Genomic DNA, 24,544 nt, shown 5'->3' with positions numbered 1-24,544 from the left:
ACTTTCTGTCTAAAATAACCACAAAAATAAAAAAGAATGGAGACGATTATGAATACAAAAAAAATACTGCTTGCTGCATCGCTATCGTGTGTTGGTATGACGGCAAGTGCTGAGTCTTATAAGCTAAATATGAGTACGGTGTTAGCCCCTAACAACCCATTGACCAAAGGTCTAAAGCACTTTAAAGCGGAAGTCGAAGCGGCGACGGAAGGGGATATTAAAATCAATGTGTATCCAAGTGGCTCTCTAGGGGGGACAGGTGATTTGATCGAGCAAGCCAGAGCTGGATCAAATGTTTCTATGATGGCTGATCCATCACGCTTGCAAAACTATGTGAATGACTTCGGGGTTTTGGCTAGTCCTTATGTGTTTGAATCATTAGAGCAAGCACAGAACTACTACCAATCTGATGCATTTTCCGACCTGCAAACTGAGCTACAACAAAAAAGTGGCTTAGTTATTCTTTCAGCGAATTGGTTTCAAGGCACTCGAATGCTTGTTACGAAGAAGCCCGTTTCCTCTCCAGAAGATGTAGAAGGCATGCGCATCCGTGCAGCAGGCTCTACTATCGGTGTTAAAACAGTTGAAGTACTCGGTGGTACTGCGACCCCTATGCCTTGGAACGAAGCGTATACCGCATTACAACAGCAGGTTATCGACGGTGTTGAAGTGCATCCAGCAGCATTTTACGACTCCAAACTTTATGAAGTTGCAGACTATATCCAGCCGACAAATCATGCGTTCTTAATGACCTACTTAGTAGTCGGTGAGTACTGGTTAAACTCTTTGCCGGAAGAGTATAAAACGTTGCTAAAAGAGGAAGCAGTGGAAGCGGGTGAATTTGTGACGAAAATGATTCTAGAGAATGAAAAACAATACATCGATGAGTCCATACAACATGGTATGACCTTTAATGACGTCGACATAGAACCTTTCCAAGAGAATAGCAAAACTCTTTATAAAGCGCTGGACTTGACCGAAGAATATGAAAAAGTGCAAGAAAGCCTAAATTAAAAAAGATTAATTATGATTGATCAAAGGGTTTATTATGTTTAATAAAATCAGTCGATCTATCTACAAAATAGAAGTAGCTTTGGCTCAGATTATTTTGTCGTTAATCGTTATACTTGTTTTTTCTGCAGCGATAGCTCGAAGTATGAGCTATCCAATTATTTGGTCGGTTGAAATAGCAAAAATACTATTCATGATTATTTGCTTTCTTTGCATAGACATTACTTTAAAGAAAAATAAGCATATAGGTATCACCTATTTCGTTGAAAAATTAAAACCCAAAGCACAAACCGCTATACAGATTTTTGTACTTCTATTGATGTTGGCGTTTACCATATTTTCGATAGATAAAGGTGTTGAAATTATCGAGCTTTATAAATTTAGGTTATTTAATGCAACGGGTATTCCCTATCGTTACGTAATGCTTGTTATCCCTTTATCTATGGTTCTTATGTCGATTACTATTATGGCACATATAGAAAATAGGATAAGATCGCTGAAGGCTATTAAAAATACAGGAGAAACTGAGCGAAGTGATATGAATAAAAAGGTAGGAGTTTGAAATGTTAACACTGGGTTTAGCGTTTTTATTCTTAGTTGTGATAGGGGTCCCTGTCTCTTTTTCAATTCTCATTTCGACAGCTATATATTTTAGCTTTGTAGGTGAGATTCCCTTCACCATTTTTTATCAGAAAGTGGCTTCACCCACTCAAAATTTCGCATTACTTGCTGTACCATTATTTATTTTAGTGGGCAATATTATGAGTGAGACAGGTATTGCTTCCCGTTTGTTTCACTTCACTAAATATGTGGTTGGCTGGATTGCTGGTGGGCTTAGTCAAATTTCCGTGTTCATGAGTGCTATTCTGGGTGGCGTATCTGGTTCAGCGGTAGCTGATGCGTCGATGCAGAGCCGCTTAATTGGTCCTGAGATGGAGCGCAAAGGCTACCCTGTTGCCTACTCTGCGAATGTTATAGCCTACAGCTCTTTGATCACTGGGCTTTTTCCCCCGAGCATTAGTTTGATTTTGTTTGGTTTTGTTGGGAATGTCTCCATAGGCAAGTTATTTCTAGCCGGAATTATTCCTGGCCTTCTGTTAACTGTGATGCAAATGATCTTAAGCTGGGGTATTGCAAAGCATTATCATATTAAACCTGAAATACCTGGGTTACCTAAATTTAAGGACGTCGCTTCAAGTGCAAGGATCAATATATGGGCGCTGCTGTTTCCTGTATTTCTATTATTTGTCATTCGACTAGGCATTTTCACACCTAGCGAAGCAGGGGCATTTGTTGTTGTATATGCACTGATCGTTGGCCGTTGGATTTACAAAGAATTATCATTTAATGGCCTAAAAAAAGCATTGAAGTATTCTGCGACTGATTTAGGGATGGTGATGTTTCTAATTATGGCAGCCGGTGCATTAGGCTACGCGATTACTTTAGAGCAACTACCTGATGTGGCCGGAGGCTTTATCTCTAATATTACTAATACCCCCTATTTAGCCCTGACATTATGCTTATTATTGGTGCTTATATTCGGCATGATATTAGATGGAACAGTATGTGTATTGCTACTAACGCCTATTATATTACCAATATTGACCTCTTTTGGCTTCGATTCTGTACACATAGGGGTCATCATGATCACTACTATTTTGGTTGGGGCTAATACACCACCTGTAGGGGTTTGTATGTTTACAGTCTGTAGTTTACTAGGGTGTAAAACAGAAGACTTCTTTAAATCGTCAGTGCCTTTTATCCTTACTTTTATACTGTTCCTCGTTTTATTGGTTATTTTTCCAAGTATTTCGCTGGTACTACCCTCTACTTTAATGGAGTAATACATGAATTTTACGTATTTTGATCGCAATGAACTTAAATCATTAGGCTCGCAATTGCTTAGTCAATATGGCATGTCCGATGAGCAAGCTAGTGTTACAGCGGAATTATTGATACAAAGTGATGAACTAGGATTTACCACTCATGGTTTGTCTTTAATTCCTTACTATATTCCAGAATTAGAGGCTGGAAAAATGCAAGAGTCAGATGATATCGAAGTGGTCAATGACACGGGCTCTACATTCGTTTGGAACGCGCATTATATGCCAGGTATCTGGATGATGAACAAAGCCATGGAAGAGGCATTTGCACGTATCAATCAGCATGGAGTGGTAACAGCATCGATCAATCGTGCACATCATATTGGCTGCTTATCAACTTACATTAAACTTGCCACTGATAGAGGCCTAGTTTGTATTGTAACGACTTCTGATCCCGCCGGTAAATTGGTTGCGCCATTTGGGGGGATTGATCCTGTACTAACCCCCAACCCATGGGCTATTGGCTACCCTACTAATGGTGACCCTGTAATTATTGATACGGTAACCTCTATTTGTACTTTTTCTAAAGTGAGAGAGCATCTTAATACAGGAGTTGATATGCCTTTTCCTATGCTTCAAGACAAGCACGGAGAAGCGACGACTGATGCAAGTGTTATCAATGATGGAGGTGCAATACTTCCAATAGGTGGTACGGATTATGGCCACAGAGGTTACTGCTTTAGCATGATGGTTGAAATGCTTACCCAAGGGTTATCTGGTCATGGTCGTGCAGATGATGTTGCACGCTGGGGTGGGAATGTCTACATCCAATTGATTGATCCTAATGCATTTGCAGGCTTGGATGCATTTAAGCGACAAATGGATAAGCTAAACGAATTGTGCCTAGCATCTCGTCCAAGAGAAGCGGATAAGCCTGTGCGAGTGCCAGGACAATTTGGGTTATCTTGTGCTAAGCAGTCTCAAATTCAAGGCGTGCGAATGAACGATGAAACTTTAACTCGCCTGCAAGAGTCTGCCGCTCTGGCAGGTCTAGAGTTTCCCAAAGCACTTTAGAGCGTTGTTGTGTAGAGCCTCGTAATTTCACCTTATAGTCGATCTTTCTTTCATAGACTAAGTTAATTAATTTTATGAATATAACAACAGTAACAAGCCCTATTACGCCTGAACAGCATCAAGCTGGCATCGTTCATATTGGTTTGGGGGCGTTTCATCGTGCCCACCAAGCGGTTTATATCGAAAACACCTTAGTCAAATGTGGTGGTGATTGGGCGTTGGTCAGTGCGAATATCCGCTCTAATGTAACATTGGTTGAGCAATTAAATGAGGCCAACAATGTGTTTCATGTGGTGGAATACGCTGATCAGAATACCGCCACAGTGCGAGAAATTCGCGCCATGAAAGAAGCGTTATTCGCAGGTGATGCAATGGGCCGACAAGCGTTGGTGCAGCGTCTGGCGGATACACATACCAAGATTGTCACGATGACAGTGACAGAAAAAGGCTACTTTCTATCGCCTGCGACAGGTCAGTTGCAAACGGACAATGCGGATATCCAACATGACTTGGCGAACCTAGAGAGTCCAAAGACGATTATCGGGTTATTGGTCCAAGGTTTGCGTTTGCGCCGAGAAGCGGGTTTTGAGCCCTTTACCGTACTGTGTTGTGACAACATGCCCCACAATGGCAAACGCGTGCAAACGGCGGTGGTGAGCTTTGCTAAAGCGTTTGATGCTGAGCTCGCGGCATGGATAGAGCAGCAGGTGGCTTTCCCAAGTTCGATGGTGGACCGTATTGTGCCTGCTATGACCGAGGCGGATTTTGCAGCGATCAAACAAGACACCGGGATCGATAGCCCGACGGTGGTAAAGTGTGAGCAGTTTAGCCAATGGGTAGTAGAAGATAACTTCCCACAAGGTCGCCCACAGTGGGAGGCGTTTGGTGTGCAGATGGTCGCTGACGTGTCTGCATACGAAATGATGAAGTTGCGTATGCTCAACGGTAGCCATTCACTGTTGGCGTATTTGGGTCCTATTGCAGGTTATGAAACTGTCGCTCAAGCGATGACCGATCCTGCGATTGAACAGTTTCTGCGTTTCTATATGATGCAAGAAGTTTCGCCGACCCTGCCATCGTTTGATCAACAAGAATTAGAAAATTACTGCTCTGCCTTGATTCAACGCTTTAAAAATGACAGTTTGCAGCATCGCTTACAACAAATTGCCATGGATGGATCGCAAAAATTGCCACAGCGTTGGTTGCAAGGCTGGTGCGATTTGTCGCAGCAAGGTATGGCTCGACAAGCGACAGAGCTTGGGCTAGCGGGCTGGATGCTGTATGTTATGCAACATCAACAAGCGCAGACCTCGATAAATGACCCGTTAGAAACTACTGTGTTCGCTGCGATCAGTCAGAGCGAGAATACGGTAGAAAAAGTCGCGTCTTTGCTGGCTATGACAGACATTTTTCCTGCACTCTTGGCTGACGACACGGCATTGTGTGAACGAATCAGTTACTTAGTCACACAGCTGCAGCAGTCGCCTTTACAGCCAACACTCAGTTCCCTCTCTTCTTAGACATTGTCATAGCCGCTTAACCTCAGATTAAGCGGCTATGCTTGGAGTTCTCATATGTCCAACATAAAAATTGCCTGCATCGGTGAATGCATGATCGAGCTAACAACAGGCGATACCCCTAACAACTTGATTAAAAATTACGCCGGTGACACCTACAACACGGCTTATTACTTAAAGAAGCTATTAAATAACCAAGCAGATGTGAGCTATATAACTGCAGTAGGTACAGATGAGCTCAGTCATAAACTCATTGATGCACTCAGCGCCGCTGATTTGAATACGGGCTCGATCCGTTGCCTTGAGGATGGCAAGGTGGGGTTATACCTTGTATCAAATGATGACGATGGTGAACGCAGTTTTACCTATTGGCGTGAAACATCGGCGGCTAAGCGCATGTTTGATGGCGATGAAGGCGATGCTCTATTAGCTTCGTTAAGTGACTATCAAATGGTGTATCTGTCTGGTATTTCTTTGGCGATCTTGACGCCGGTAGCACGCATGAAGCTGGTCAATGCATTAAAAGCGGCGCATGTCAGCGTAGTGTTTGATCCGAACTACCGCCCTAAACTGTGGCAAGGTGCCAAAGAGGCATCGTCTGCCATGCAAGATCTGGTCTCAGCTACCCAAGCCACGGTAATGACAACCCTTGACGACGAGCAACTGCTCAATGACCTGCATACAGACCGTGATGTGGTTGCGTTTTGGAAGCAAGCAGGCGCACAGGAAGTCATCGTTAAAAAAGGCGCAGAAGGCTGTCTAATTGCCTCAGAAGAACAGCTTGTCCCCTCGCTGGAAGGCATTCGTCCACTGGACACAACGGGTGCGGGTGATTCCTTTAACGGCGGCTATTTAGCCGGCTTAGCGTTAGGCAAGAGTAAAGCCGACAGCGCCAAGCTTGCGCATAACATTGCAGCACAAGTCATACAGCACCGTGGCGCGATTGTCCCCGAGCATCTATTAAACTTAGCGTAAAGCGCACATAAAAAAGCCGCTGCCCTTGTGAGGCAGCGGCTGAAAACAAGACATTCAACCTGGAGGGCTTGTCTTGTAAACGGAAGTCTAGGTGGACTAAACCGTTAAAACTGACATCTTACACAAGCTCTTTAAAGATGCGCTTGAAGATGTCCATACCCTCATCAATGATCTCCATCTCGATCGTCAATGCTGGTAGGAAGCGGATAACGTTGCCGCGGATACCACAAGAAAGCAGTACTAGACCATTTTCAGCGGCTTTTGCCGATAGGCCTTTCGCTAGCTCTGGGTATGGCTTAGTTACGTCACCGTCGTGAACGAATTCAACTGCGATCATGGCGCCAGCGTTACGCACGTCGCCAATGATGTGTGGGTATTCCGCTTGTAGACCTTTTAGGTGCTCAACAAAACGCGCGCCCACTTGATTAGCACGTTCGCATAGGTTTTCTTCTTCGATCACGTCGAATACTGCAAGACCCGCTGCACAACCTACTGGAGAACCACCGTAAGTACCGCCAAGACCACCAGGAATTGGCGCGTCCATGATGTCTGCTTTACCCACTACCGCTGCGATGGGGAAACCACCTGCGATGCCTTTTGCTGCCGTCATAAGATCCGCTTCGACGCCAGATTGTTCGTGGCAGAACATCGTACCAGTACGGGCGAAACCTGCTTGGATTTCATCCATGATCAATAGAATGCCATGCTCATCACATACCGCACGTAGCTTTTGTAGGAAGCTTGCTGACGCCATGTAGAAACCACCTTCGCCTTGAACTGGCTCGATGATGATCGCCGCTACTTTAGACGCCTCAATGTCACACGTAAAACGCATTTGCAGGTCAGCAAGTGCTTGCTCTTCAGTAATGCCTAGGTACTCATTTGGGTACGGCACGTGGAAAATGTCGCTTGGGAATGGACCAAAGCCAATTTTGTAAGGGTTTACTTTACCTGTTAGACCCATGGTCATGTTGGTACGGCCGTGGAAGCCACCGTTGAACGCGATGATGCCCGGACGACCCGTGTAAGCACGGGCGATTTTCACACAGTTCTCAACCGCTTCTGCACCCGTCGTTACGAAGATAGATTTCTTCGGCGTGTTACCAGGTGCGGCAGCGTTTAGTTTTTCTGCAAGAGCAACAGCTGACTCGTATGGGCTCACCATGACACACGTGTGGGTGAAGCGCTCAACTTGTGCTTGGACTGCGGCTTTCACTTTCGGGTGGTTGTGGCCCGTGTTCACTACCGCGATACCCGCACCGAAGTCGATGTGACGGTTGCCTTCAACGTCCCAAATTTCAGCGTTTAGGGCACGGTCTACATACACAGGAGCCATGTTGCCTTGGCCACGTGCGATGGCATTTACTTTGCGTTCTTGTAAGCTAGCGTTGTTCATTTGTCTCGATCTCTCTTAATTAGGTGCGAGCAATGTCATGTGCTTAGGTCATGTTGGCTGTCTATTGTCGCAAGCAATAAGCCCATGGATGGGCGATCCGCCCCTTTAGGGCATGGACGCCCTACAGGGCGGTGCTGCGACAATAGACGGTCAAACGTTCCGCGCGTCAATGACACTGGCGGGCATTACGGGTGGCTTAGTTAATGCCGCCCATGCATAGGTATTTAATTTCCACGTACTCGTCGATACCGTACTTGGAACCCTCACGGCCACTGCCAGACTCTTTCACACCACCAAATGGCGCAACTTCGCTGGAGATAATGCCTTCGTTAACACCGACCATGCCGTATTCCAACGCTTCGGAAACACGCCAAATACGGCCGATATTTTGGGAATAGAAGTAAGATGCCAAACCAAATGGGGTATTGTTTGCCATCTCAACAGCTTCATCTTCTGTGCTAAAGCGGAACAACGGAGCCACAGGGCCAAAGATCTCGCTTGAGAAAATGGTCATGTCGGGTGTTACACCCGTTAGGATGGTTGGCTCGAAGAACTGCTCGCCTGCTTGCTCTGCTTTTGCGCCACCGATTAATGCTTTTGCGCCTTTGCTCACCGCATCGTTAACAAGCTCTTCAACCTTGTTAACCGCTGCTTTGTTGATCAAAGGACCGATGTTTACGCCGTCTGCAAAACCGTTACCGGTTTTAAATTCCGCAACACGTTTTGCCAATTTCTCAGCAAAGGCATCGTAAACACCGTCTTGAACAAGAATACGGTTGGCACACACACACGTTTGGCCGGCGTTGCGGTATTTGGAAGCAATCGCGCCTTCTACCGCTGCATCAAGGTCAGCGTCATCGAATACGATGAAAGGTGCGTTGCCACCTAGCTCCATGGAGGTGCGTTTTACCGTTTGTGCGCATTGAGAGAGTAGTAGTTTTCCTACTGGTGTTGAGCCAGTAAAGCTCAATTTACGCACGATAGGATTGCCAGTCAGTACGCCGCCTATCGCCTTAGCGTCGGTACCCACTACCACGTTCAGAACACCCGCTGGGATGCCCGCCTGATGCGCCAACTCGGCAAGCGCCAAGGCACACAGAGGTGTTTCTTCTGATGGTTTGATAACGATCGTACAGCCCGCTGCAAGTGCAGGACCGGCTTTACGCGTAATCATGGCAATTGGAAAGTTCCAAGGCGTGATCGCTGCCACAACGCCCACACCCTGCTTGATAGTTAACACGCGCTTGTCATTGGCGAAAGACGGAATCACTTCACCGTATAAACGACGTGCTTCGTCGGCAAACCAATCGATGAACGACGCGCCGTACAGCACTTCGCCTTTCGCTTCAGCAAACGGTTTGCCCTGCTCTAGAGTCATTAGCTTAGCCAGGTCTTCTTGGTTATCAAGAATCAGCTGATTCCACTTGCGTAGTAACATCGCACGTTCTTTTGCTGTTTTACCTTGCCATGCTTTTTGCGCCGCATTCGCCGCTTCGACAGCACGCGTTGTCTCGTCTGCCGCAACATCTGCTACATCAACAATGTGTTCACCCGTTGCAGGGTTGATCACTGCGAAGGTTTTACCAGAATCAGCCGCAACCCACTCACCGTTCACGAATGATTGGCTTTTCAGTAGGTTTGGTTGAGCTAATGTTACTTGCATAATAACTCCAGACTCATAATGAGGTATGTGTGTTCGGACACTATTTGTCCGTAATGATTGGATAGTAGGAGAACTATAGGGCGGAAAAAATGGGAAGCTATCAATGCTTTGTTTGATGTTATTCAAACATTAGAAATTACTACTGCGTTCAGGCAAAGATAAGCCATACACGGCCGCGTTTTTTAAGCCGGTAAATAGTGATGGGACGAGACATTCAAATTGTAATCTAGCCATGAAGTTGACCAATCTATAGTCAGGTATTTTTTCGATAGCATCAAAAGGGCGTGTTTAGCGTTTGTCTGTTTTTAAAGCGAAAGACTAATTGATTTAAATGAAAATGATATTTGCTTTTAAATGATAATGGTTATTTATTTTGGTTTCATTTCATGCATCAAGAGTTAGTGCCCTACCGTGGTATTCCTATTGCGACTAACGCGCCCAATCCAGGCTTCCCCGCCTTCCGTGAAAACACCACCAAAACCCTAGGTCTATATTTGCAGGATATGATTACGGTGGGAGATTGGTTGTTCACAGGGAATGTGCGCCAAGACCGTATGGAGTCTACGAGCTTCAATGTTTGTTCAATTCTTTGTTAACAAAAGTATCGGTTTTACATCATGACAAATCGTCAGCGAAGGGTCGGTGGTAAATGGGATCTATATAAGAAGGCGAGCCAATTGGCTCGCCTTCTTATTATGGGATAGACGTGACACTTATTTAGCGTCTTCTTGTATACCGCCCATACACAGGTATTTGATTTCGACATAGTCTTCGATGCCGTATTTCGAGCCTTCGCGACCGCTACCTGACTCTTTGATACCACCAAAGGGTGCGACTTCGGTAGAGATACCACCTTCGTTGATGCCGACCATGCCGTATTCTAAGGCTTCTGAAACACGCCAAATACGGCTAAACCCTTGGGAATAGAAGTAAGACGCTAAACCAAATGGGGTATTGTTAGCACGTTCAATCGCTTCGTCTTCTGTCTTGAAACGGTAGAGTGCGGCAACGGGACCAAAGATCTCGGTGGAAAACACATCCATATCGTCGGTTACATTGGTCAATACGGTGGGCTGATAGTAGCGCTCGTCACCTTGCTCAGAATCATGTCCGCCGACAGTCACTTGTGCGCCCTTCTTCACGGCATCATCGACCAATTCGACTACCTTCTCTACGGCGCCTTTATTAATCAAAGGGCCCACTTTAACGCCTTCTTCAAGGCCATTGCCTGTTTTTAGCTCAGCAACGCGTTTAGTCAGCTTGTCGGCAAACTCATCGTAAATGCCGTCTTGCACTAGGATACGGTTGGCGCTGATACACACTTGGCCGGCGTTACGGAATTTACAGCCCATCAAGCCATCAATGGCGGCATCGATGTCAGCATCGTCAAAGACAATAAACGGCGCATTACCGCCTAGCTCCATCGATGTGCGTTTTACGGTGTCAGAGCACTGCGACTGAAGCGCCTTACCGACAGGCGTTGAGCCAGTGAAACTTAGCTTGCGAACGGTTGGATGGCTCGTCATCACGCCACCCACATCTTTTGAACTACTGCCGACGATGATATTGAGGACACCCTCAGGTACGCCTGCTTGGTGGGCCAATTCAGCCAGTGCTAACGCACTCAAAGGCGTCTCTTTGGATGGGCGAGCGACCACCGTACAACCAGCGGCTAATGCGGGTGCAATTTTACGAGCGATCATCGCATTTGGAAAGTTCCACGGAGTAATCGTAGCAACCACTCCAACAGGCTGTTTAATAGTAAGTACTCGCTTACCTTCCGCAAAGGTTGGTATGACATCACCATAAATACGACGCGCTTCATCGGCAAACCAGTCTATGAATGATGCGCCGTACAAGATCTCGCCTTTCGCTTCGGCTAACGGCTTACCCTGTTCAAGCGTCATAATTTTGCCTAAGTCTTCTTGGTTGTCCAAGATAAGCTGATGCCACTTACGCAAGATCAGGGAGCGCTCTTTGGCAGTTTTGCGTCGCCACGTCGTGAGCGCTACATCGGCGGCTTCAATGGCGCGTGTGGTTTCATCTGCACCACAGTCGGCAAGGTCGGCGATGGTCTCGCCATTAGCGGGATTAGTCACAGCAAAGGTCTTACCTGAATCCGCTGGGACCCATTGGCCGTTGATGTAAGATTGGTTTCTCAATAAGTTTGGTTGTGCGAGAGTGATATTCATCATTGCTCCAGACTCATAGTGAGTTAGTGCGTTTAAGCTTTTAACTTGAACGCTTGGTGACTTCTGTAGGGTCGATTCCTACGGCTGGTTTCAATATAGCGCTTTATTAGGGCAGTATTTGCTTAAGAAAAATGAAACCATAATGAAGAAAAGAGTAAATACTCTGGTGACACCCAATCAGAACACTAGCGTTGTTCGACGTATTATTAGGTATAATCGATTTATTACCTGTCAGAATGATAATGAAAGGAGACACCTTTTGGCCCCAAAGCGTGCAGTTGTAAGACAAAGCCTGCCTGATGTGATTGTTGCAGATCTACGCCAACGTATTCTTTCTGGCGATTTAGAAGAAGGGGCTTTGATTCGCCAAGAATTACTCGCGCAAGAATACGATGTTTCTCGCATGCCAGTTCGAGAAGCCTTGAAACGTTTGGATGCAGAAGGTTTAGTGGTGTTTCAAAATCATCGTGGTGCCACGGTGACCAAGCATACTTTGGATGAAATCGCCGAGATCTTTGATTTACGCATCCAATTGGAAGTGGCTCTATTCCAGCACGCGATTCCTAAGATGACAGAACAAGATTTTACCGAGTGCGCAGCACTGCTTGAAGAAATGGATGCCTCCTATGAAAAGAGCGACGTCGCACAATGGGGACCTTTAAACACGCTTTTCCATCAATGTTTATACCGAGCGGCGGGTCGTCATTTGACCGAAGCTTTGTTAGAGCGTGTGACTTTGCAAGCCAGTCGCTACGTTGGACTGCACATTGATATCACCAACCATCGAGCGCGCTCAGACCATCAATCTTTGTTAGAGTTTGCTCGAGCAAGAGATGTGGCGAGTGCGACAGAGATGCTACGTGCCCATTTGATAAATACCAAACAACAGGTTTTAGACTGGGTACAGAAAAAGCGTGAGTCTGCATAGCGTCACGTCATGACGATGGTTGTCTAGTACGCTAAATTGTAAGACTCCCCTTGTGTCATAGCGTTATTTCATCAACAATGAAATTGGATACAAAATACAGTTTCATTGTTTGGAAAACGGAGTGCTCTATGACGTTCAAACCTCACGGTAAACATCTCATTGCTGGACAGTGGGTCGATACACAGGACTATTTCCTGTCCTCCCCGGCCAGTGGCAGTGCGCATTCTTACTCCAAAGGCCGAATCGAAGACGTCAAGGTTGCGGTTCAAGCAGCAGAAGATGCGTTTAATGTCTATAACGAAAAGAACCGACTGGATCGCGCAAAATTCTTAAACACCATTGCTGATGAAATCGATGCCAGAGCCGATGCGATTACGGCTATTGGTACCAGCGAAACGGGATTGCCGGAAGCGCGTTTGCAGGGTGAACGAGGCCGTACTTGTGGTCAATTACGTATGTTTGCCGAACATATTCTTGATGGCATGTATTTAGACCGCCGTTTTGATTCACCTTTACCCAATCGCCAACCGCTACCCCGTGCCGATCTGAAAATGATGCAAGTGCCGATTGGCCCTGTGGCGGTGTTTGGCGCGTCCAACTTTCCGCTGGCATTTTCGACAGCAGGCGGTGATACGGCGTCGGCACTGGCCGCGGGTTGTCCGGTTGTTGTCAAAGGTCACCCTGCACACCCCGGTACAGGGGAAATTGTGGCCGAAGCGATTCATGCCGCGATTGAGAAGTGTGACATGCCAGCCGGTGTTTTTAGCTTAATCCAAGACAGCGGTGACAGCTTTGCCATGGGCGAAGCGCTGGTGACACACCCATTGATCAAAGCAGTGGGGTTCACTGGCTCCTTACGCGGAGGTCGTGCGCTCTATGATCTTTGTGCGCAACGTCCTGAGCCAATACCATTCTTTGGCGAGCTAGGATCAATTAACCCCATGTTTCTCTACCCTAATGCGTTGGCGAAGCGAGCTGGCGAACTGGCGCAAGGTTGGGCCAACTCCCTTTGTATGGGCGCAGGTCAGTTCTGTACCAACCCTGGCGTAGCGGTGGTCATGGCTGGCAGCGAAGCCGATGAGTTTGTCACTAAAACCAGTGCCGCATTGTCTTATGTACCCACTCAAACCATGTTAACCGATGGCATTGCTGAGGCCTATCGTGCGGGTCAACAGCGCATTGCCTCCAGCGATAATACCCAAGAGATTTTAGCAACAGAGTGTCAAGACCGTTCTGCTACGCCGTATTTATACACGACAACAGCTCAGCAATGGTTAGCAGATGAACGCTTGTCTCATGAAGTATTTGGTCCATTAGGCATTGTGGTTGTCGCCGACTCCTTGGCGGAGTTTGAGCAGATTGCTCAGCAACTTGAAGGTCAGCTGACGGTCACACTGCACGTGGAGGACGCGGACCATGATGATGCGAAACGTCTAATGCCCACCTTGGTGCGCAAGGCTGGCCGTGTGCTGGCCAATAGCTTCCCTACAGGCGTTGAAGTATGTGACAGCATGGTGCATGGCGGTCCCTACCCCGCGTCGACAAACTTTGGCGCGACGTCTGTTGGCTCCCTAGCGATTAGACGCTTCTTGCGTCCCGTGTGTTATCAAGACATTCCTAGCGCTTTGTTACCAGAGGAACTAATGTTCGCACCGCTGATGGACGATGACTTTATGTAATGCCCATCAACAAAAACGGCACGCTTAGCGTGCCGTTTTGAGCCTTAGAACCGCTTTTGTTGAAAGCGACTAGGTTTGCTTCAACGCCAATAAATCGTCGTACAGCGTTTTAGGGATCTCAACCGCTTGGCGCGCCAGATTATACGCTTGAGCCGCTTGTCGACGTTGAGAAGGCAAGCGCGCACCCTGATCAATGACGTCGGCAAATAAACGTTCAGCGCGATCGTTGTTTTCCAGTGCGCGTCCGCCGCTTAATAGAGTTGGGTCGAACGCTAAAATGATTTCGCCATGATACGGCGCTTCAGGTTTGCCTTCGGCAAAGTCCATGCTTTCTTTGCTGGTCAGATCATCGATCAAAGGCCCAGCCATCAATTCAATCATCAAAGACAGCGCCGAGCCCTTGTGCCCCCCAAAAGTCAGCATGGCGCCGTCCATCGCGGCCTCAGCATCGGTGGTGGGCTGCCCCTCTTTATCGATCGCCACACCTTCAGGTAACGCTTTGCCAGCACGACGGTACAGTTCAATTTCCCCCCTGGCGAACTGGCTGGTGGCAAAATCAAAGGTAAACGGTGATTTTCCCTGACGCGGCCAGCTGAAAGCAAACGGATTAGTGCCTAACAAACCGCGACGCCCCCCCGCCGGTGCTACCCAAGCATGACTCGGCAGCATGGCCATCCCTGCTAAACCCGCTTCGGACAGCTTTTCTACTTCGGGCCATAAAGCGGAGAAATGAAAACAACGGTTGATGGCTAAGGCTGCGATGCCGTTTGTTTTGGCTTTCTCGATCAGCAATGGCATGGCCGCTTGCATCGCCAGTAACGACACACCGTCATTGGCATTGGCTCGAACTACCGCGGGTGCCGCATCTATGATGGTTGGTGCTGCTGTGCCGTCAACGCGTCCAGAGCGGATACTTTCGACGCACATAAATAAGCGGTACAAACCGTGAGAGTGGCAATCGCCGATTTGATTGGTGTAGATAATGTCCGTAATGGCACTGGCGTGGGCTTGGTTAAAGCCATTGCTCACTAGAATGGTTTCACTCAATGTGCGGATATCATCCAGTGATAAGGTGATTTGCTCGCTCATAGTCATTCCTATTATTGGGGCTTACTTGCGCCTTTGCGCAAGGTGTTAAGTTAAAAGCGTTGCGCTGAAAAAGGCGCTAAATCGATACGCGGGGATTTACCAAGCAACAGGTCACAGACCAATTCGGCCGTTCCAGCGGACTGCGTGAGCCCTAAATGGCCATGGCCAAAGGCGTAGACAACGCGTTTAGACTGACCTGATGGGCTGATCACCGGCAAGCTGTCTGGCATTGACGGACGAAACCCCATCCATTGTTGGCCACCTGTTGGATTGAGTGACGGGAGAAACTGAGTGGCTTTATCAAGCAGTAGTTTAGCGCGACGATAATTGGGGGCAAGCGCCAAGCCGCCTAATTCTACCGCCCCCCCGACACGGATTTGCTCGCCGACCTTTGTGACGACAAAACCGTGGTTGCTGAAGATGAGATGGGTACGCAAATCAAACGCCCCTGCTGGCAACGTTGTGTTGTACCCACGCTCAGTTTCTAATGGCAAACTGTCGTCAATTGAGGTGGCTAAGGCCTTAGACCATGCGCCAGCCGATACGACAACTTGTGGGGCGAAATAGTCGTTCTTCTGGCCTTTTATATGCACGCCATTGTCCTTCAACTTCAGTGATGACGCATGATCATGAAGCACTTGGCCTGGCCCACTGAAAAAGGTGCGCGATAAATGGTTCAGCCATGCCTCAGGGTGCGTGGTGTTTTTCCATTCCGGTGTAAAGCCGGCATGGGTAAAGCTACTGTCTAACCCCGGTTGAATGTCAGCGATGTCGGCTTGGTTTGTGAGCAGCTCGCAAGTAACACCGTGTTCTTGTCGTGTTCGCCAACCGGATAACGACTCTTCAAATTCAGCTTGGCCTTGGTAGAGTTGTAATTGACCTTCGTGGCGAATTAGGTGTTCGGCATGGGTGGTGAGTACCTGACGATCGAGAGCGGCCTTAGACAGCTGCATTAGGCTTGCTTGTGCGGTCAGAGAACTCTGGTAACGATCCGCCCAGCTGGCACGCCAAAAGTGCAGCATCCATGGTAAGATCGGCAAGGCATAGGATGCGGGAATCGACAGTGGACCTAGTGGATCCACCAACCATTTAGGCGCTTTTGCCATAATGCCGGGTGTAGCGAGCGGAATAATGTCTGAAAAGGCAAATGCCCCTGCGTTACCAATGGACGTACGAGCGTTAGGATCTTGATTGTCCAGCAGCAAAACCTGTTTGCCTTGCTGCTGCAGCTGTAAAGCAATGCTGATGCCGATAACGCCTGCGCCAATAATAATGATGTCGGCTTGCTGAACGGAAGGCATTGATCGGGTCATTAAGGCACTCCATGGCGCAAGGGGTCATTAGGGTTAGCCATTATTTTCGACTCGCGCGTCACAAAGGCTTGTCCAGTGATACGCGGGATGACCGCATGGCTAGGATGATCGGGCGAGGCAAATTGATAGCTTAAAGTGTAGCCACTGCCAATGATGCTTTCTTGATACATCTCATTCTTAGGTGCCAGTAATTGATCAGCGGCTAAGCAGGCTAAGCGTGCTGAGCTGCCAGTACCGCATGGCGAGCGGTCATAAGCATTATCAGGGCATAGCACGAAGTTTCGGCTGTGATGGGCCGGATCTAACGCTGGCCCATAAAAGATAATATGGTCAATAACGCCACCCTCTTTGCCCTCTATCCCTTTGGCGTACAGAGCGTCGCGAACCTTGATACTGGCTTCTGTTAATTGGCGAATATTGTTCGGGTGTACAGTCACGGGGCTTTGATCAACAATAAAAAACCAGTTACCACCGTAGGCCACATCGCCGATCACCGTGCCCACCTCGGCAACATCCAGAACAACACCTTTTTGAAAACGGTAACTGGGAATATTTTGCAGTGTCACGGTATGGGCATCGTTCAAGGTCACTTCAACGATGCCCACTGGCGTTTCAAGACGATGGCTACCGACCCCTATTTTTCCCATGTGTGCGAGGGTTGCGGCAACGCCAATGGTGCCATGACCACACATTCCAATGACCGCTGCCGCATCAAAGTAAATGACCCCAGCCACGCAGCTTGGGTCGTTTGGTTCCACCAATAACGCACCCACCATGGCTTCTTGACCATAGGGCTCAACGACCAAAGAGCGGTAAAAATCTTGATGATCTGTCGCTAATTTCTGCGCTTTTTGAGCAAGTGTTCCCTTCCCAAGATCTGGTCCACCTTCTATTATGACGCGCGTAGGCTCACCTTCCGTATGACTGTCGATTACCAGCATTCCTTGATTACCCCACCTTGTTTGAACCAATTCTTGAACCACGCTTTAAACAGTGCGTATTGTTGTTCGCAGTAATGTTTTTGCGCGCTGTTCAGCTCATCTGTTGCGTTAAAGTGTAGGCGATAGGCTTGTTCTCCGTTAAGTTCCAGTAAGTATTTAAAGAATAAGACCAGTTCTGGACCTTCGTCGAAACTGGCGAGCACCCCCATGGCTTCTTCTAACTCTTTTGCACGTAGGCGGGCCTCCGCATGGCCTTGAGCGGCTTTACGAGATAAATGAGCCAACAGTAAAACTTCTTTCGGCAGTGCTGTGCCAATACCAGTGATCGCACCCACTGCGCCGCAGTTCACAAAACCGTGGTAAACCGCAGTATCCACGCCCACCATTAACAAAACATCGTTATCGTGCGAGGTGATGTTTTCTGCCGCATAGCGTAAGTCTGCGTCGCCACCAAATTCTTTGAAGCCTACTAAATTAGGGTGCTCTGCACGCAAACTGAAGAACAAATCGGCTTTGGTCGCGAAACCATAGACAGGGCTGTTGTAAATAATGGCCGGAATGCTCGGAGCAGCGTCTAAAATCGCTTTGAAATGATGTCTTTGCGCCGCAATCACGCTACCACGGGACAGTACTCGTGGAATCACCATCAGTCCCGCTGCACCGACTTTCTCAGCATGGGCAGCGTGTGCGACGGCGGATTGGGTATTGATCGCACCGGTTCCAACAATCACTGGAATGCCCGCTTGAACCAAGCGCTCCACTCCTTCCATGCGCTGAGCATCGCTCAACAGTGGCCAATCGCCCATCGAGCCACAATACACCACGGCTGACATACCTGCCGCGATCATCTCATGACCTTTCTCGACTAACGCATCAAAATCTGGGGTTCGATCGGATTGGCAAGGCGTCATCAACGCTGGTATGACACCGTGAAAGACTTGTGTATTCATCGCGAGCTCCTTGGTTAATTGTATTTTGTATCCAAAATACAATTAACCAAGGATGTACGTCAATACCAAGAAGAGACTGCTTATAAAATAAACGATCTGGGAGTGAATCTAATGGAGAGAGCAGAAATCAGGTTTAAGTGTACGTCCCTGTACAGATAGAAATTTGATTATTTATAAAAGCGCTTCATTTCGTCCATAGCTTTTGATAACACACTATAGTCGAGTGCGGCGGAAGAGACCTCATGCATGTTTTCATCATAGATGTGCATGGATCCGTCTAAACTGGAGACGATAATAAGCCCTTCAGAAATCACCGCAAAGGAGCTGTAGCTACCCGCCAGGCGCCAGTTCTTCTGTACTGGAGCGAGTAAGTTACCACCCATAGAGTAGTCTCGTTCAGGGCTAGTCACACTCAAAGCGCGATGCAATAGTGTTGGTACGATATCAAAGTGAGAGGTCTCTACAGCGATTTCGTTTGCTGTTTGCCCAGGCCAGTGCATGATAAAGGGGACATGGGTTTGAGGGGCCGCAAAGTTGCTATTGTGTCCCCAGTAGTTGTGCTTTGTATCATTAAACTCTTGCCCATGGTCGCCGGTAATGATGACAATGGTGTTGTCTAACAGCTGTTTATCTTGCAAGTCGCTGAGGACTTGCCCGATCAATTTGTCATCTTGGTAAACGGCATTGCGATAGCGGTTACGGATCAAGGTGGGATCATAATCATTATCCAGTACCAGATAGTTAATGTCTTCTTCTGGCAAGAATGGCGCAGGCAATGAGTCATCTATCGAGTAGCCATGAGGGGCATCGTAGAATAAGAAACCGAAGAAAGGTTTATCAGCGCCTTGTTGTTGATGTTGATCGATCCATTGTAGCCAATCCTCTGTGAGATCAATGTCTCGCGCAATAGGGGTATCGCCTTCAGAGGTTAGGCGCAAGTTATCGACGTCGCGAAATACAGTACGGTCAAACTCTGGGTTAGTTAGGGTCGCGGCGGTAAATATGCCAAATTGATAGTCGTTGTCTTTGAGCTGTTGTATTAGTACGGGGCCTTGTTTGTTGGCAAACATGGCATCCCAGTAAACACTGGGTAAACCGTAAAACAGCGAAAATATCCCAGCGCGTGTCGAATTACTTCCGCTAAAGTGCGCGTTATAGCGCATGCTTCTTTGCGAGAAATCCCAAATGTTTGGCGACACTTCTGCGTTCATTTCATCGGCACGCCAAGAGTCCACCGCGATAATCAGGACATTCATCGGTGCTGTTAATGGGGCCGCTCGCAGCGGATTCAGCGGGTATTGAATACTGGCATTTTGTTTATTCATCGACAACGAAGCATTGGCTTGTTGCGCCTCTTCATTGAGCCAGCCATGTTTCGCCATAAACTTGGTCGCGGTCGCTGGGTAATAGACGGGCAGATTGCGATTATAGCGCGTGAGACTTTGAATATATTGAGCATCGGCCCAGATATGAATGAGGTTTGCGCTTAAATAGACTACCAAAAGTGCTGAGATGAGGCGTACATGTGGCCATGATTTTTTGGGCTGTGCGAGCTTTTGACCGATAAAGAACAATATCGCCATTACCAACGCAATGGCCATCACAGCCAAGGCCTTCATGGTATTGGAAAAAGCGAAGATCTCATTATTGGTATCATTAAGGATCAGCTTCCAGAGAAACATGTTTAGGTGAAAGCGGTATTGTTGGAATACAAAGGTGTCCACAATGAGAAGCAAGAGTAACGCGCCCAGTTCAAGCGTGATCAGAACCTTGGCGAGTTTCAGATTGGGGATAATTAACGCCGTGGGCAAGATGACGCTGCACCAAGCGATGAGCGCTAAGAAGGCGAAATGCCCGACAAAAGCGGTTGTCAGATAAACAGCACCAAGAAAGGAGTCAGGCCACGCTACGCCAGCAAGATAACGTAAAGCAATTAAATAACCAAATGCTAAGCAGACAAAACCCAGCCTTAAGCTCCAGCTGATGGATCGCATGGGTTGGTAATCAAGGTGTTTCATACAATATTTTTCGCTCAAAATAAAAAAACAGCGCATTGTAGCATCTGCTCATAAAGTTTCATTTAAACTGTCTCTCCATATTTCCCTATAGCGTCTGACGTAGCGATAGGTTAAAAATAGATCTATCAATTGATTAGTTTTAAACATGGATACGCACGATGGATATGAAGTCAAAGTTGGAAGCGCCAAACAAAGCGGTTAATACGACCAAGATAGCGATTCTTGATGCGGCACTTGAGGCCATGCTAAAGCAAGGTTACAAGGCTATGAGCTTTCGTGATTTAGCGGCTGTAGTGGGGATTAAAAGTGCCAGTGTGCATTATCATTTCCCGACCAAAGGTGATCTATGCACAGCGGTCATGCGCCGCTATAGAGATGATTACGCCGAGCGTTTGGTATTACCGAAGAAAAAACGTCAAGCCGCGCAGAAAGCACTGAATAAGTTTATTGACGATTTTAAGCTGCAAGTGATTGACGAAGAGTACGTCAGCCTTTGTACGGTCTTGGCGGTGGAGAAAAGTCTACTCGACGAGGCAACGTTGGAAGCCATGTCTGAATTTTATGAAATGAAGTACGACTGGCTCGCTACGGTTATCTCCTATATGAAAAAAGAATGGATGCCGACCGAAGAATCCCGCCAATATGCCAGCCAAATCTTGGCCAGCATGCATGGTGCCTCGGTGCTGGTACGTGCTACCGGTCAGTCAGAGTGCTTTGAACAAGCGGTTGCCCCATGGCGTAACCTCGTCGATCGCATTTAATCTTATCCAGCGAGAGCGTTCAGTGTACGCGCTGAACAATGTTAGAATGGCTCCAATTTATGTCATACGGATTGGAGCCAAATTGTGAGCGCATTAACCGAGGATAAGATCAACACCGTCAAAGCGTATTTGATGGGCCTGCAAGATCGCATTTGTCAGCGTCTGGAAGTATTTGAACCCAGTGCTCGTTTCCATGAAGATGCGTGGCAGCGTGACACCGGCGGCATGGGCCGCACTCGAGTGCTGTCAGGTGACGTGATCGAAAAAGGGGGCGTTAACTTTTCCCACGTTCGTGGTGATAAACTCCCGCCGTCAGCCACGGCCGATCGTCCAGAACTGGCCGGTGGTAGCTTTGAAGCCATGGGCGTTTCGCTTGTTATTCATCCGCGTAATCCTTACGCTCCCACATCGCACGCCAATGTCCGTTTATTCGTTGTTCACAAAGAAGGCTTAGACCCGGTTTGGTGGTTTGGTGGTGGTTTTGATCTGACCCCTTATTATGGTGATGATGAAGACTGTATCCAATGGCACCAACACGCGTTCGACTCGTTAGCGCCATTTGGCGAACACTATTACGACCGCTTTAAAGCGTGGTGTGACGAATATTTCTTCCTAAAACATCGCCAAGAGCACCGCGGCATTGGTGGTCTTTTCTTTGATGATTTCAATGAGTTACCGTTCGATGAAAGCTTTGCTCTCATGCAAGCCGTCGGTGATGGCTACATTGAAGCGTACGAACCGATCTTAGCGAAACATCAAAATACGCCATTTGGCGAACATGAACGCGATTTTCAATTACATCGTCGTGGTCGCTATGTAGAATTTAACTTAGTATTTGACCGTGGCACGCACTTTGGTTTGCAAAGTGGCGCGGGGCGCACAGAATCAATACTGATGTCTTTGCCACCAGAAGTGAAATGGACTTACGGCTATGAGCCAGAAGCAGGCAGCCCAGAAGCTGCATTAACGGATTACTACTTAACGGGTCGCGATTGGCTAGGTCGCGCCTAATTTTCATAAGCATAACTAGATCAATGATTGGGGTGTACAGTGGAACAGCTCGCAGTAATTGGTAATCCAATAGAACACAGCAAGTCTCCAGATATTCATCATGCTTTTGCCGCACAAACAGAATTGTCCGTGAATTACACTAAGATTCTGGGCGACTTAGAAGGCTTCGAGCAGCAAGTGCGTGACTTCTTTGCTGACGGCGGCCTAGGCTTAAATGTCACCGTGCCGTTTAAACAGCGTGCTTTTGATATGTGTGACAAACTGAGCAAACGCGCCGAACAAGCCGGTGCTGTGAACACCTTGATGATGGGCAAAAACGGTGAGTTATACGGTGACAACACAGATGGCGCTGGCATGGTACGAGACATTGTCAAAGTACTTGAGCAACCGCTTAAAGATAAGCGTATCTTGGTGTTGGGCGCAGGCGGTGCGGTACGCGGAGTCTTGGGTCCGATGATGGCGCAAAATCCCGACATTATTACCATTGCGAACCGTACGGTGGCCAAGGCGGAAGAGTTGGCATTGCAGTTTAGTTGCGATTACTCAAGCTATGATGACCTTGAAGGGCCGTTTGATATCATTGTCAATGGCTCGTCGGCTAGCTTAGGGGGCGAACTACCGCCACTAAAAGACAGCCTCGTGAGCGATAAAACCTGGGTGTACGATATGGTGTACGGTGCTGAACCGACGGTCTTTATGCAATGGGCCTTTGCCCGTGGTGCGCAAGGCGCGGACGGTCTTGGTATGTTGGTTGGGCAAGCCGCAGAAGCGTTCTTTTTATGGCTTCATAAACGCCCAGAGCAAGCTCCCGTGATTGAGAAACTTCGCGCTGAGATGTAAGGCTTTCAGTTTTAAAATCATAAACTCACCTCGCACTGACTAAACGGCACAGGGATGTGCTGTTTAGTCGACTCGGAGATGATGGCTAAGTCACAATAAATAACTTCATTTCGGAGGTGTCATGAAAGCACAATGGTTTGCGTCGGTAGCGGACATAGGCTACCACCGGTGGCAAGAAGCCATTGGTGAGACTTCTTATCCATTTGCCCAATACGCCTTTTATCAAGCATTAGAAGCGCACAACTGCCTGGGTGATGGAACAGGTTGGTATCCAGAATACCTGCTGGTGATGGAAGACGATGAAAGCCCGGTTGCGATCGCACCGACGTTTTTGAAAACGCATTCGCAAGGCGAGTTTGTGTTTGATTGGTCATGGGCCGAAGCCTATGAGCGCTATGGCTACCCCTATTATCCCAAGCGCATTTGGGCGGTTCCCTATTCGCCTGTGACTGGCCCGCGTCTGTTTACGCATCTAGATCCAAGTGGCCGCTCTGAAGAATACGTGTCTATGTATGCAGCGCTGGCGCCGCTACTGACGCAAGCCAACCAAGATCGTCAGTTCTCCAGCTGGCACTTACTGTTTTGTCGCGAGCATCTTGCCAAACACTTAGGGCAATCTGATGAATACTTACATCGTGTCTCCTGTCAGTTCCATTGGTTTAACAAGGGCTACCAGTCCATGGAGGACTACTTTAGCCATTTCTCCAGCCGCAAACGTAAAAGCGCCCGAAAAGAGCGCGATAAGATTGCTCAACAAGGGCTGCATTTAACCCGTAAACTGGGTTCGGAGTTAACCTCAGAAGAGATACAGTTCTTTTATACTTGCTATCAGAGTACCTACGCTAAACGCGGTCAGACAGGTTATTTAACCGAAGCCTTCTTCCAGCAATTGGTCGATACCATGGCAGATCAAATTTTATTGGTATTGGCGTATAAAGGCGATCAGCCAGTAGGCGCATCATGGTGTTTCTTCGACGATTACTCACTTTATGGCCGTTATTGGGGCTGTATCGAGGAATTTGATTGCTTGCACTTCGAAGCCTGTTACTACCAAGGCATCGAGTTCTGCATCGATAAAGGGTTACAGCATTTTGATCCAGGCACTCAAGGGGAACACAAAATCGCCCGTGGCTTTGAACCGGTCTTTAGCCACAGCATTCACTACATCGACAACCCAGGCTTTCGTGATGCGATCGGCCACTTCTGCAAAGAAGAAGCCGAAGCCGTGCGTGGCTACCATCAAGATACCCACGCGTTACTGCCGTTTAAATCCCCTAACCAGTAGAAACCTCGCTGCGCAAGGGATTAAGCTTCTGAATCGAAGCCATTCCCGCGGTAGCCGCGGTCCTACATTGGCTTTTTC

Annotated in this window: 21 protein-coding genes; 13 read left to right on the top strand and 8 right to left on the bottom strand. The window is 47.8% G+C overall.

Annotated elements, in window-relative coordinates; all coding sequences use genetic code 11:
• The first annotated feature begins 48 nt into the window (after positions 1-48).
• The 6 genes from ACPUEK_RS02945 (at position 49) to ACPUEK_RS02920 (ending at position 6,400) form a co-directional block, all read left to right on the top strand.
• Positions 49-1,014 (top strand): C4-dicarboxylate TRAP transporter substrate-binding protein, encoded by a 966-nt coding sequence (locus ACPUEK_RS02945; protein WP_425642284.1) that lies wholly within the window; start codon positions 49-51, stop codon positions 1,012-1,014.
• Positions 1,015-1,048: 34 nt separating this feature from the next.
• Positions 1,049-1,573, top strand: a complete 525-nt coding sequence (locus ACPUEK_RS02940) for a TRAP transporter small permease (RefSeq protein WP_425642283.1) — start codon at positions 1,049-1,051, stop codon at positions 1,571-1,573.
• A 1-nt stretch (position 1,574) separates the two neighbouring features.
• Positions 1,575-2,855, top strand: coding sequence for a TRAP transporter large permease (locus tag ACPUEK_RS02935; RefSeq protein WP_425642282.1), 1,281 nt, complete (start codon positions 1,575-1,577; stop codon positions 2,853-2,855).
• Positions 2,856-2,858: 3 nt separating this feature from the next.
• Positions 2,859-3,908, top strand: coding sequence for an Ldh family oxidoreductase (locus tag ACPUEK_RS02930; protein WP_425642281.1), 1,050 nt, complete (start codon positions 2,859-2,861; stop codon positions 3,906-3,908).
• A 74-nt stretch (positions 3,909-3,982) separates the two neighbouring features.
• Entirely contained in the window at positions 3,983-5,428 is a 1,446-nt protein-coding gene (locus ACPUEK_RS02925; protein ID WP_425642280.1) for a mannitol dehydrogenase family protein, read from the top strand.
• Positions 5,429-5,482: 54 nt separating this feature from the next.
• Positions 5,483-6,400 carry a sugar kinase gene (locus ACPUEK_RS02920; protein ID WP_425642279.1) on the top strand — a complete coding sequence of 306 codons (918 nt, stop codon included), beginning with the start codon at positions 5,483-5,485 and terminating at the stop codon, positions 6,398-6,400.
• 118 nt (positions 6,401-6,518) lie between these two features.
• Here ACPUEK_RS02920 and gabT read toward each other — a convergent pair whose 3' ends face one another.
• Both gabT and ACPUEK_RS02910 read right to left on the bottom strand, forming a co-directional pair.
• Positions 6,519-7,796: a 4-aminobutyrate--2-oxoglutarate transaminase gene (gabT, locus tag ACPUEK_RS02915; protein WP_067219028.1), complete on the bottom strand. Its 1,278-nt coding sequence runs from the start codon at positions 7,794-7,796 to the stop codon at positions 6,519-6,521.
• Positions 7,797-7,992: 196 nt separating this feature from the next.
• A complete protein-coding gene (locus ACPUEK_RS02910; protein ID WP_067035376.1) occupies positions 7,993-9,459 on the bottom strand; it encodes an NAD-dependent succinate-semialdehyde dehydrogenase in 1,467 nt (488 codons plus the stop codon).
• Positions 9,460-9,845: 386 nt separating this feature from the next.
• Between ACPUEK_RS02910 and ACPUEK_RS02905 the strand changes: the two genes are divergently transcribed.
• Positions 9,846-10,055, top strand: a complete 210-nt coding sequence (locus tag ACPUEK_RS02905; protein WP_425642278.1) for a TonB-dependent receptor domain-containing protein — start codon at positions 9,846-9,848, stop codon at positions 10,053-10,055.
• 117 nt (positions 10,056-10,172) lie between these two features.
• Here ACPUEK_RS02905 and ACPUEK_RS02900 read toward each other — a convergent pair whose 3' ends face one another.
• The gene (locus ACPUEK_RS02900) at positions 10,173-11,651 is read right to left on the bottom strand and encodes an NAD-dependent succinate-semialdehyde dehydrogenase (RefSeq protein ID WP_425643049.1); all 1,479 of its coding nucleotides are present in this window, start codon (positions 11,649-11,651) and stop codon (positions 10,173-10,175) included.
• A 259-nt stretch (positions 11,652-11,910) separates the two neighbouring features.
• On the opposite strand from ACPUEK_RS02900, the gene ACPUEK_RS02895 reads away from it, so the two are divergent.
• Both ACPUEK_RS02895 and ACPUEK_RS02890 read left to right on the top strand, forming a co-directional pair.
• Positions 11,911-12,579: a GntR family transcriptional regulator gene (locus ACPUEK_RS02895; protein ID WP_425642277.1), complete on the top strand. Its 669-nt coding sequence runs from the start codon at positions 11,911-11,913 to the stop codon at positions 12,577-12,579.
• Between the two features lie 128 nt (positions 12,580-12,707).
• Positions 12,708-14,258 (top strand): aldehyde dehydrogenase (NADP(+)), encoded by a 1,551-nt coding sequence (locus ACPUEK_RS02890; protein ID WP_425642276.1) that lies wholly within the window; start codon positions 12,708-12,710, stop codon positions 14,256-14,258.
• A 69-nt stretch (positions 14,259-14,327) separates the two neighbouring features.
• Here the strand turns inward: ACPUEK_RS02890 and ACPUEK_RS02885 are convergent, their stop codons facing one another.
• The 5 genes from ACPUEK_RS02885 to ACPUEK_RS02865 all read right to left on the bottom strand — a co-directional run bounded on the left by ACPUEK_RS02885 (position 14,328) and on the right by ACPUEK_RS02865 (position 20,569).
• Positions 14,328-15,347, bottom strand: a complete 1,020-nt coding sequence (locus tag ACPUEK_RS02885) for an Ldh family oxidoreductase (RefSeq protein WP_425642275.1) — start codon at positions 15,345-15,347, stop codon at positions 14,328-14,330.
• A gap of 50 nt (positions 15,348-15,397) precedes the next feature.
• The gene (locus ACPUEK_RS02880; protein ID WP_425642274.1) at positions 15,398-16,660 is read right to left on the bottom strand and encodes an NAD(P)/FAD-dependent oxidoreductase; all 1,263 of its coding nucleotides are present in this window, start codon (positions 16,658-16,660) and stop codon (positions 15,398-15,400) included.
• Entirely contained in the window at positions 16,660-17,601 is a 942-nt protein-coding gene (locus tag ACPUEK_RS02875) for a proline racemase family protein (RefSeq protein WP_425642273.1), read from the bottom strand. Before ACPUEK_RS02875 ends, ACPUEK_RS02880 begins: the two co-directional genes overlap by 1 nt.
• Complete coding sequence (locus ACPUEK_RS02870; protein WP_425642272.1) at positions 17,592-18,551, bottom strand: dihydrodipicolinate synthase family protein; 960 nt, start codon at positions 18,549-18,551, stop codon at positions 17,592-17,594. Before ACPUEK_RS02870 ends, ACPUEK_RS02875 begins: the two co-directional genes overlap by 10 nt.
• A gap of 167 nt (positions 18,552-18,718) precedes the next feature.
• Positions 18,719-20,569 carry a DUF3413 domain-containing protein gene (locus ACPUEK_RS02865; protein WP_425642271.1) on the bottom strand — a complete coding sequence of 617 codons (1,851 nt, stop codon included), beginning with the start codon at positions 20,567-20,569 and terminating at the stop codon, positions 18,719-18,721.
• Positions 20,570-20,727: 158 nt separating this feature from the next.
• Between ACPUEK_RS02865 and ACPUEK_RS02860 the strand changes: the two genes are divergently transcribed.
• The 4 genes from ACPUEK_RS02860 (at position 20,728) to ACPUEK_RS02845 (ending at position 24,466) form a co-directional block, all read left to right on the top strand.
• Complete coding sequence (locus ACPUEK_RS02860) at positions 20,728-21,330, top strand: TetR/AcrR family transcriptional regulator (protein WP_082866181.1); 603 nt, start codon at positions 20,728-20,730, stop codon at positions 21,328-21,330.
• Positions 21,331-21,414: 84 nt separating this feature from the next.
• Positions 21,415-22,341 (top strand): oxygen-dependent coproporphyrinogen oxidase, encoded by a 927-nt coding sequence (hemF, locus tag ACPUEK_RS02855; RefSeq protein ID WP_425642270.1) that lies wholly within the window; start codon positions 21,415-21,417, stop codon positions 22,339-22,341.
• A gap of 39 nt (positions 22,342-22,380) precedes the next feature.
• Complete coding sequence (gene aroE / locus ACPUEK_RS02850; RefSeq protein WP_067035344.1) at positions 22,381-23,181, top strand: shikimate dehydrogenase; 801 nt, start codon at positions 22,381-22,383, stop codon at positions 23,179-23,181.
• 121 nt (positions 23,182-23,302) lie between these two features.
• On the top strand, positions 23,303-24,466 hold the full coding sequence (locus ACPUEK_RS02845; RefSeq protein ID WP_425642269.1) for a GNAT family N-acetyltransferase: 1,164 nt from the start codon (positions 23,303-23,305) through the stop codon (positions 24,464-24,466).
• The last annotated feature ends 78 nt before the right edge of the window (positions 24,467-24,544 follow it).

Origin of the sequence: Marinomonas gallaica (assembly GCF_049821165.1) — a bacterium.
In the GTDB taxonomy this organism is placed as follows: domain Bacteria; phylum Pseudomonadota; class Gammaproteobacteria; order Pseudomonadales; family Marinomonadaceae; genus Marinomonas; species Marinomonas gallaica.
This window is presented reverse-complemented; position numbering and strand designations above follow the sequence as displayed.

Bases quoted from the DNA above. Each gene is read 5' to 3' on its own strand.
- ACPUEK_RS02900 (WP_425643049.1), bottom strand. From the start codon at position 11,651: ATGAATATCACTCTCGCACAACCAAACTTATTGAGAAACCAATCTTAC.
- ACPUEK_RS02930 (WP_425642281.1), top strand. From the start codon at position 2,859: ATGAATTTTACGTATTTTGATCGCAATGAACTTAAATCATTAGGCTCG.
- ACPUEK_RS02905 (WP_425642278.1), top strand. From the start codon at position 9,846: ATGCATCAAGAGTTAGTGCCCTACCGTGGTATTCCTATTGCGACTAAC.
- ACPUEK_RS02865 (WP_425642271.1), bottom strand. From the start codon at position 20,569: ATGAAACACCTTGATTACCAACCCATGCGATCCATCAGCTGGAGCTTA.
- ACPUEK_RS02890 (WP_425642276.1), top strand. From the start codon at position 12,708: ATGACGTTCAAACCTCACGGTAAACATCTCATTGCTGGACAGTGGGTC.
- ACPUEK_RS02925 (WP_425642280.1), top strand. From the start codon at position 3,983: ATGAATATAACAACAGTAACAAGCCCTATTACGCCTGAACAGCATCAA.
- ACPUEK_RS02875 (WP_425642273.1), bottom strand. From the start codon at position 17,601: ATGCTGGTAATCGACAGTCATACGGAAGGTGAGCCTACGCGCGTCATA.
- ACPUEK_RS02910 (WP_067035376.1), bottom strand. From the start codon at position 9,459: ATGCAAGTAACATTAGCTCAACCAAACCTACTGAAAAGCCAATCATTC.
- ACPUEK_RS02920 (WP_425642279.1), top strand. From the start codon at position 5,483: ATGTCCAACATAAAAATTGCCTGCATCGGTGAATGCATGATCGAGCTA.
- ACPUEK_RS02860 (WP_082866181.1), top strand. From the start codon at position 20,728: ATGGATATGAAGTCAAAGTTGGAAGCGCCAAACAAAGCGGTTAATACG.
- ACPUEK_RS02880 (WP_425642274.1), bottom strand. From the start codon at position 16,660: ATGACCCGATCAATGCCTTCCGTTCAGCAAGCCGACATCATTATTATT.
- ACPUEK_RS02945 (WP_425642284.1), top strand. From the start codon at position 49: ATGAATACAAAAAAAATACTGCTTGCTGCATCGCTATCGTGTGTTGGT.
- ACPUEK_RS02870 (WP_425642272.1), bottom strand. From the start codon at position 18,551: ATGAATACACAAGTCTTTCACGGTGTCATACCAGCGTTGATGACGCCT.
- ACPUEK_RS02885 (WP_425642275.1), bottom strand. From the start codon at position 15,347: ATGAGCGAGCAAATCACCTTATCACTGGATGATATCCGCACATTGAGT.
- ACPUEK_RS02940 (WP_425642283.1), top strand. From the start codon at position 1,049: ATGTTTAATAAAATCAGTCGATCTATCTACAAAATAGAAGTAGCTTTG.
- ACPUEK_RS02845 (WP_425642269.1), top strand. From the start codon at position 23,303: ATGAAAGCACAATGGTTTGCGTCGGTAGCGGACATAGGCTACCACCGG.
- gabT (WP_067219028.1), bottom strand. From the start codon at position 7,796: ATGAACAACGCTAGCTTACAAGAACGCAAAGTAAATGCCATCGCACGT.
- ACPUEK_RS02935 (WP_425642282.1), top strand. From the start codon at position 1,575: ATGTTAACACTGGGTTTAGCGTTTTTATTCTTAGTTGTGATAGGGGTC.